Origin of the sequence: Synechococcus sp. BA-120 BA3, from assembly GCF_034931285.1 — a bacterium.
GTDB lineage: Bacteria > Cyanobacteriota > Cyanobacteriia > PCC-6307 > Cyanobiaceae > Cyanobium.
Genome location: NZ_JAYGHZ010000328.1, coordinates 1 through 6965 on the forward strand (window position 1 = coordinate 1; position 6965 = coordinate 6965).

The 6965-nt window shown below is 69.1% G+C and carries 8 protein-coding genes; 3 read left to right on the forward strand and 5 right to left on the reverse strand.

What is annotated here, in order from left to right:
• Positions 1-361, reverse strand: a 361-nt coding sequence (locus VB737_RS13535; protein ID WP_500313710.1) for a dienelactone hydrolase family protein, incomplete at its 3' end; no start/stop codon positions are given.
• A gap of 144 nt (positions 362-505) precedes the next feature.
• Between VB737_RS13535 and VB737_RS13540 the strand changes: the two genes are divergently transcribed.
• Together VB737_RS13540 and VB737_RS13545 are read left to right on the forward strand one after the other, a co-directional pair.
• Positions 506-709, forward strand: coding sequence for a hypothetical protein (locus VB737_RS13540; protein WP_500313711.1), 204 nt, complete (start codon positions 506-508; stop codon positions 707-709).
• A gap of 384 nt (positions 710-1093) precedes the next feature.
• Positions 1094-2641, forward strand: a complete 1548-nt coding sequence (locus VB737_RS13545; RefSeq protein WP_500313712.1) for a vanadium-dependent haloperoxidase — start codon at positions 1094-1096, stop codon at positions 2639-2641.
• Positions 2642-2707: 66 nt separating this feature from the next.
• Here VB737_RS13545 and VB737_RS13550 read toward each other — a convergent pair whose 3' ends face one another.
• The 4 genes from VB737_RS13550 to VB737_RS13565 all read right to left on the reverse strand — a co-directional run bounded on the left by VB737_RS13550 (position 2708) and on the right by VB737_RS13565 (position 5331).
• The gene (locus tag VB737_RS13550) at positions 2708-3460 is read right to left on the reverse strand and encodes a hypothetical protein (RefSeq protein WP_500313713.1); all 753 of its coding nucleotides are present in this window, start codon (positions 3458-3460) and stop codon (positions 2708-2710) included.
• 495 nt (positions 3461-3955) lie between these two features.
• The gene (locus tag VB737_RS13555) at positions 3956-4588 is read right to left on the reverse strand and encodes a hypothetical protein (protein WP_500313715.1); all 633 of its coding nucleotides are present in this window, start codon (positions 4586-4588) and stop codon (positions 3956-3958) included.
• Between the two features lie 63 nt (positions 4589-4651).
• The gene (locus VB737_RS13560; RefSeq protein WP_500313717.1) at positions 4652-5089 is read right to left on the reverse strand and encodes a PIN domain-containing protein; all 438 of its coding nucleotides are present in this window, start codon (positions 5087-5089) and stop codon (positions 4652-4654) included.
• Positions 5080-5331: a FitA-like ribbon-helix-helix domain-containing protein gene (locus tag VB737_RS13565; protein ID WP_500313719.1), complete on the reverse strand. Its 252-nt coding sequence runs from the start codon at positions 5329-5331 to the stop codon at positions 5080-5082. Before VB737_RS13565 ends, VB737_RS13560 begins: the two co-directional genes overlap by 10 nt.
• Positions 5332-5507: 176 nt before the next feature.
• Here VB737_RS13565 and VB737_RS13570 point away from each other — a divergent pair.
• On the forward strand, positions 5508-6965 hold a 1458-nt coding region (locus VB737_RS13570), incomplete at its 3' end, for an HAD-IC family P-type ATPase (RefSeq protein WP_500313720.1).

Genomic DNA, 6965 nt, shown 5'->3' on the forward strand with positions numbered 1-6965 from the left:
CCCCGGTGCTGGCCCCGAAGAGCCCGAGGGGCAGGCCGCTCAGTTCGGGCTGGTGGCCCACCCAGTCGATGGCCCCGATCAGACGCCGGCCCAGCAGCGCGATGTCGAAGCGCAGGGAACGATCGAGCCGATCGATCCGCTCCTCCGCAGCGGTGAGCAGATCGAACAGGAGCGTCCCCAGCCCCGCCTCCACCAGCTCCCGGGCCACGTCGTGGTTGCGGTGGCTGAGGCGACTGCTGCCACTGCCATGGGCGAACAGCACCAGCCCCACCACCGGAACGGGAAGGGTCAGGATCCCCGCCAGCTCAGCCCCGCCCGAGGCGACGCCGACCTCCCGCTGCATGGTCGTCGTGCCACCCATGGCCTTCCCCCTGCCCTGGCCCTGTCCTAGCCAGGGTCCTGGGCAGCGGATGCAGCACATCCGCCCCCGCTTCGGCGGGTTGCCATCGACAGGGATACGGTGCCTTCAGACGATGCCGCTGCCGGATTCCGGCGGGAGACAGCCATGGCCTCGACCCTGCCACGACCCGTGGACGACGATGACGATGACGGCCTCGAGCCTGACCGCCCGTGGGAGGAGCTGGCTGCCGAGCTCACCGGAGAGCCGCTCCAACCCCTCGACGAGGACGCCGTGGATGACGCCCGGCTGACCGAGGCGGAACTCGCGGCGGCCGCCGGTGTCCAGCCTCCACCTGGCCGGATCGACTGAGGTGGGCCGATGCGACCGGGAAGCCCTGTCTTCCGGGGCGTGACGTGCCAGCCCCCGCGTCCCCACCGGTGCAGGCGGTGATCGTTCCCCGGCACCGCATGCGGGGGAATGGTGCCTGCCATGGCGACAGCTGGGGAGTGACCGGCTGCCACCGCATCGCCCGCTCCCTTCAGCACCCGGCTGACGCCAGCCGGCGGCGGCGTCCCTAGGGCCGCGAGCCAGAGCCACCATCGATCAACGCTAGCGTTTTGCAGCCTGTTCAACGGAATCATCATGAGGAAATCGATGGCGGGCGCTCCCCTGCCGGTCCGCCCGTCGGAGCTCCCACCCGAGCCCGGGGGCGGAGCGTTCCAAGCGACGGCACAGGGGGCAGGCCCCCGGCTGGTGCTGGAGCCCAGCTCGCTGGCGGTGTCGGTGCTGCCGGGAGATGGCGACACCTCGGTGGCCTTCGACTGGGTGCAGGCCGCGGTGGAGGCCGTGGCGCAGGGCCGGGTGACCGTGGCCGGGCAGACGGGACCCACGGTGGCGGCACGGTTCTATGCCACGGCGGGAACGGCGCTGTACGAGGCCTGGCAGCTCTTCGATCCGGCCAGCACGAGCCTGGAGGGGGCGGCGGGCCGGATGCTGGAGCTGCTGGAGCGGACGACCCGGCTGCTCACCGCCCACCTCTCGGCGCCGCGGCAGAAGGCCTTGGTGGACAACGTGATCGCCACTACCGCGTACCAGGTGCTCACGGCGCTGGCGCCGCAGGCAGAGCCACTGTTCGCCGAGACCCTCGCGGGCCACGCTGACCCCCTCGGCCGGGGGTTGGACGGGGCCACCAATCTCCTGGCCAGGCAACTGTCCAGCACCATCCTGCGTCACGTCGCGAAGGACGGGGCCACCGCAGGCGCCACGGCTCCCTTCACGCCGGTCAACGGACATCCGGCCCAGGTGATCGACATCGCGCACTGGACGCCCGGGTACCGGGTGGGCGACGATCCCGGCTCCGGGCTGCAGACCTGCCTCACCCCGGGCTGGGGCCAGGTGCGGGCCTATCTGCCGTCCGAGCAGCTCGAGGCGTTCCTGGCCACCCTCAAGGAGCCGGAGCCCTTCCTGCTGCTGGAGGGCGCCACGGCGGATCTGCGGAGCCGCACGATCACCACCGCCGCGGGGGCGGTGGTGCCGATCGATCGGGCGGCGGTGGGGAGCCTGATCAACCCGGCCTTCCTCGCCCAGGCGGAGCGGGTGATCGCGGTGAGCGCCGGGCTCACCGAGGAGCAGAAGTTCAGCGCCGAGTTCTGGGAAGACGGGGCGGGCACGCCGTTCCCCCCCGGCACCTGGATGATCTTCGGCCAGTACGCCGCCGAGCAGCGGGATCTGCCGCTGGGGGAGGAGGTGAAGCTGTACTTCAGCCTGGGCCAGGCGCTGCAGTCGGCCGCGGTGGCCACCTGGCAAAAGAAGACCGAGGCGGACTATGCACGGCCCGTGCAGGTGATCCGCGACCTGAGCGCGCTGGGCCTGGTGGGGGACCCGGATCCGCTCACCGGGCTTGCCACCGTCACGGCCTACTCCCGCGACATCGACGGCACGGGAACGATCGACGGCACCACCTGGGAGACCTACCAGCGCCCGGGCGGCAGCTACAGCCCGCCGTTCCCGGAATTTCCCTCCGGGCACAGCACCTTCTCGGCGGCGGCGGCGGCGGTGCTGGAGAGTCTGGTGGGGGCTGGCTTCGGCGGCGCGGTGAGCGGGCGGGGCGTGTTCGAGCCGGCCAGCGCCAAGGAGGTGGTGACGCTGCACTGGGACACCTGGCGGGAGGCCAGCGAAGCGGCGGGCCTCTCGCGCCTCTACGGCGGCATCCACTTTGATGACGGCAACCAGCAGGGGCTGGCGCTGGGGGCTCTGATCGGCCAGGCCACCGTCCAGGCCGCCACGCAGCTCTGGGCCTGAGGCACAGAAAAGGCCCTGCCGGGAGGGCAGGGCCTGGATGGGTGAGGAGGCTGGGCAGCTGCGGGCTCAGGCTTCGGTATGCACCTTGAGCCGGTTCCTCAGCCGACGGCTGTAACCGAAGGCGGCGCCGACGCCCAGGAGGGGCAGGGGGCCGGGAACGTTTTGTGATTGAGCGTAGGTGTTGTTGAAACTGTCGATCGAGCAAGACTCGCAAGTGCTCCAAGTATCGGTTACTTTGATGGTCCTGAAAGGTCCAATAGGCACAGTGTCCGAAGGATTACCATTTCGAGACTCAATGGAGGGGACCACGACACCTCCATCTCCGATGATGTCCTTGGTTACGAGGGAATCGAAGGGGCCAGTTCCTTCAATATCGCTGTCAAGTCGAACGGTGTCAATAAACCAACTGGACTCGGAGTCAATCACGGACAGAGTGTACTCAAAGCTGCCAGTGGAATTGGTCAGTGGGTTATCAAAGTCGACCTCAATATCCCAGTCGTCAAACTCATAGGGACTGGAATCATCCGGGTTTGGCCGCGAGATCCAGTTAAAGACGATTTCTCCAAGGATGGCTTCATCTGCTGTACCAGCAGGAAGCTGATCAAGTATCAAGTTCTTGTCACCAAGAGTCCACCCCGGTCCTCCCACCACGCAGGTCGGACTTTGACCACCAAAGAAGCAGGACTCTCGGCCTGAAGCTTGAGCAGCGCCACCCGCCAGCAGGGAGCCGCCCAGAACGGCTGCGGCGAGGAGAGCGGACTTGGCCAGGTCGGCTCTGGAAGCACCCAGCCAAGAGATGGGGGATCGGAGGAAATTCATGACTGGAAGGTCGGGGACCTCGAATCAGTACCCAGGCAAAGTATCAGGAGTTTCAAGAAGCCGTCCAACCCGTGCACGCGAGGTACCTCAGGAGCAGATGAGCAGGCAGGCGACACTGACTCAGCAAGCCAGATCGCTTGCTGCCAGATGGATCTGAGCAGACTGGCCGGAAACGGAAGCGCCCGTTTCACGAGCTTCCGGAGTAGCGCAGATCACCAAGTCGTGAAGGGCCGCATGAAAAAGAGACCGGATCGGCCGCGCATCTGCTGCACATTCACTTCGCATCCACGGATCACTTCTTTGGCTCAGAGATGTCGGAGTTAACTGACAACAGCGGTAAAGATTTCGATCTATTTCATCCATCTCCATTCCCGTCCCGGTCGCCATCAAGCGCTCTGCCGGGTCCGGCCGTGGCCGGCAGGGGCTCGACGGGACAAGGGCAGGCGGCGGTAATCCGGCGGCAGGCCGCCGTCCCGATCCCCAGCCTGCCCCCCTTCAGGGAACCGTCAGAACGGCACTCTTCTGGGTCTTCACCCTGGCCCAGACGGCCACGTTGCCACCCGCCAGGGGTGTCGACTGCAGGCCATGGATCGTCAGGATCTGCCCCCGGGGAATGATCCCGAGGGAAGATCCCCAGCGGATCGTGCCCTTGTCCCTCAGGTAGACGGAGGTGATGGTGGTGACATCGGCACCGGGCTCCGGTTTGTTCTTGACATTGATGGTGCGGTCGTCCATGAGCCTGCCGGATGGATCGGCCTTGCCGACGTAGATCCATCCCTGCAGCTCGGATTCGGCGAGCTTGGCCGTCGTGATCTCCTCCAGGGCCGTGGCGACGGGCGACGGCTGCACCGGAACATTCGCCACTCCGTCGCTGCGGATCTGGCGCTGGACGCTCACCTCCTCCGCCCGTGCCAGCAGCTCCAGAGCTGTCCTGCAGGTCGACAGCTGGGGATGCTCCTTGCATTCCTGTCCGAGCAGAAACGCCGCAGCATCCCTGAGACTGTCCTTGCCGCTCTGCAGAGCGATGTTGGCGATGTTCAGCTTGTCCTTTTCATGGGTGGCGATGATGCAGGGGCCAACCAGCGCCACCTTGCCCTTCGTCTCGTTATCCCCGGTGAGGGGATCCATCTGATCCAGGATCTGCCTGGATCACGGCGAGCCGGAAGAGAAAGGCGCCTCGTGCGCCCAGGTTCAGGCGCCGATGGCGCCATTCATCGACCATGGATCCCGCACCCGCACGCCGGCGGTACCCAGAACCGGTGTCAGGCGGGTCACCAGCGTCAGATCGTGGACCACGGCGATGGCGGCGATCTGCAGGGCGATGACCTGCTGCGGATGGCGGGCCAGCAGCAGTCCCCAGAGCTGCGCCGCCCTGGCATCCAGGGTCAGCAGACTCTCGTCGTGGTCCTGCAGCAGCAGCCGCAGCCAGTCCTCCAGCTCCCGGGCCTGGGACTCCTCACCCCGCTGGCGGATCAGGGCCAGGGCGCGGCTGAGTTCCCCCACCGTGACCGCAGCCAGGAAGAGCCGCGACCGTTCCCGCTGCACCTCCTCGAAGAAGGCCCGCACCCCGCCATGGGCCAGGGGTCCCCTGCCGGCCTCGCGGATGACGGCCGTGTCGATCAGATACATGCCTGCTCACGGCTGGGGTCCGGGGCACCGGTCGATGGAGGCTCACGCTCGAAGTCCCCATCGCGACCCACGGCCGGTAGGGCACTCAGGTGTTCGGCCAGGCTGCGGCAGGGCGTGAACAGCAAGGCGGAGGCCAGCATCGCCCGGTGCTCGGCCTCCTCACTGCGGCCATGGATGCAGGCCCGGTGCCGCAGGGCGCGGACGATGGCGTCGTCGACATCCCTGATCAGCAGGTCGGCCATCGCCCTTCCCAGCAAGCCCGGTTCCGAACGTAGGTCGCGTCTCCCGGCCTGCCGCCGTGCGCCGCGGCAAGGCCGCAGTCCTGCGTCGGAAGGGCCGCGGCCAGGGCCACAGGCAGGGCCACGGCCGGGGAACCGTTGAGCCCGCCTAGGGTTCAGGGGCCACCGGGTGGCTGGCGATGATCCCTGCCGAGGCCACGGACTGGCAGGCCCTCACCGGACCGGACTGCCTGCGCCGGCTCGGGGTGGACGGGGAGGGTCTGGGCGAGGCCGCCGCGGCCGAACGCCGGGCCAGCGCCGGTCCCAACCGGCTCATCCTGCCGCCGGGCCCGGGCCGCTGGCGGATCCTGCTGGATCAGTTCAGCAACGTGATGCTGCTCCTGCTGCTGGCGGTGGCGGCGGTGTCCGCCGCTCTGGCCGTGGTGGATCACGCCGTTCCCAAGGATGCGATCGCGATCCTGCTGATCGTGGGGCTCACCGCCCTGCTCGGCTACCTGCAGGAGAGCCGGGCCCTGCTGGCCCTGCGCAGCCTCCTGAACCTCGCCCAGCCCCTGGCACGCGTGCGCCGCGACGGACGCTGGCAGCGCCTCCCCGCTGACCAGCTGGTGCCGGGGGACCTGATCCGCCTCGAGAGCGGCGATCAGGTCCCCGCCGATGCCAGGCTGCTGGAGGGCAGCGACCTGGGGCTGCAGGAATCGGCCCTCACCGGTGAGGCTGATCTGGTCAGCAAGCGTCCCGAACCGCCGCTGGCGGCGGAGACACCGCTGGTGGAGCGCAGCAACTGCCTCTTCCTCGGCACCGCGGTGGGCAGGGGCCGGGGACTGGCGGTGGTGACGGCCACGGGCATGGCCACCGCGCTCGGTGGCATCGCCACGCTGATTCACGCTGCCCGCCCGGAGCCGACGCCCCTGCAGGAACGCCTGGCGGACCTCTCCCGCAGGCTGGTGGCCTGGGCCCTGGGGCTCGTGGCGGCGGTGGTGCTGGGGGGCTGGCTGCTCGGCGGCTCTCCCCTGGCCCTGCTGGAGATGGCCCTGTCCACCGCCGTCGCGATCGTGCCGGAAGGGCTGCCGGCGGTGATCACGGTGAGCCTGGCCATCGGCACCCAGCGGATGGTGCGTCGCGCCGCCCTGATCCGCCACCTGCCGGCGGTGGAGGCGCTGGGGGCCATCACCGTCATCTGCACCGACAAGACCGGCACCCTGACCCAGAACCGGCAGGTGGTGACGGAGCTCCGCTGCGGCACCCTGGCCCTGCACACCGACGTCCAGGCCGTCGCCCTGACGCCGCCGCCGGGTGCGACGGCCGGGTGCAGCCCCGGCCACCTCGAGCTGCTGCTGCAGGCCGGCGTGCTCTGCAACGACGCCGAGCCGCAGCAGCAGGGTGGAATCGGCGACCCCACCGAGGTGGCGCTGCTGGAGATCGCCGCTCGCGCGGGCCTGGAGACCGCCTGCCTGCGGGCGGAGCACGGCCGGGCCGCGGAGATGCCCTTCCGCGCCGAACGGCGGATGATGGCGGTGTGGCTGAGGGACGCCGAGGCCCGCCTGGCGGCACCCCTGGGCCCCCCGCCCCCGGGCCGGAGTTCTGCCGGGGGGCCGCTGGTGCTGAGCGCCAAGGGAGCTCCCGAGGTGATCCTGCCC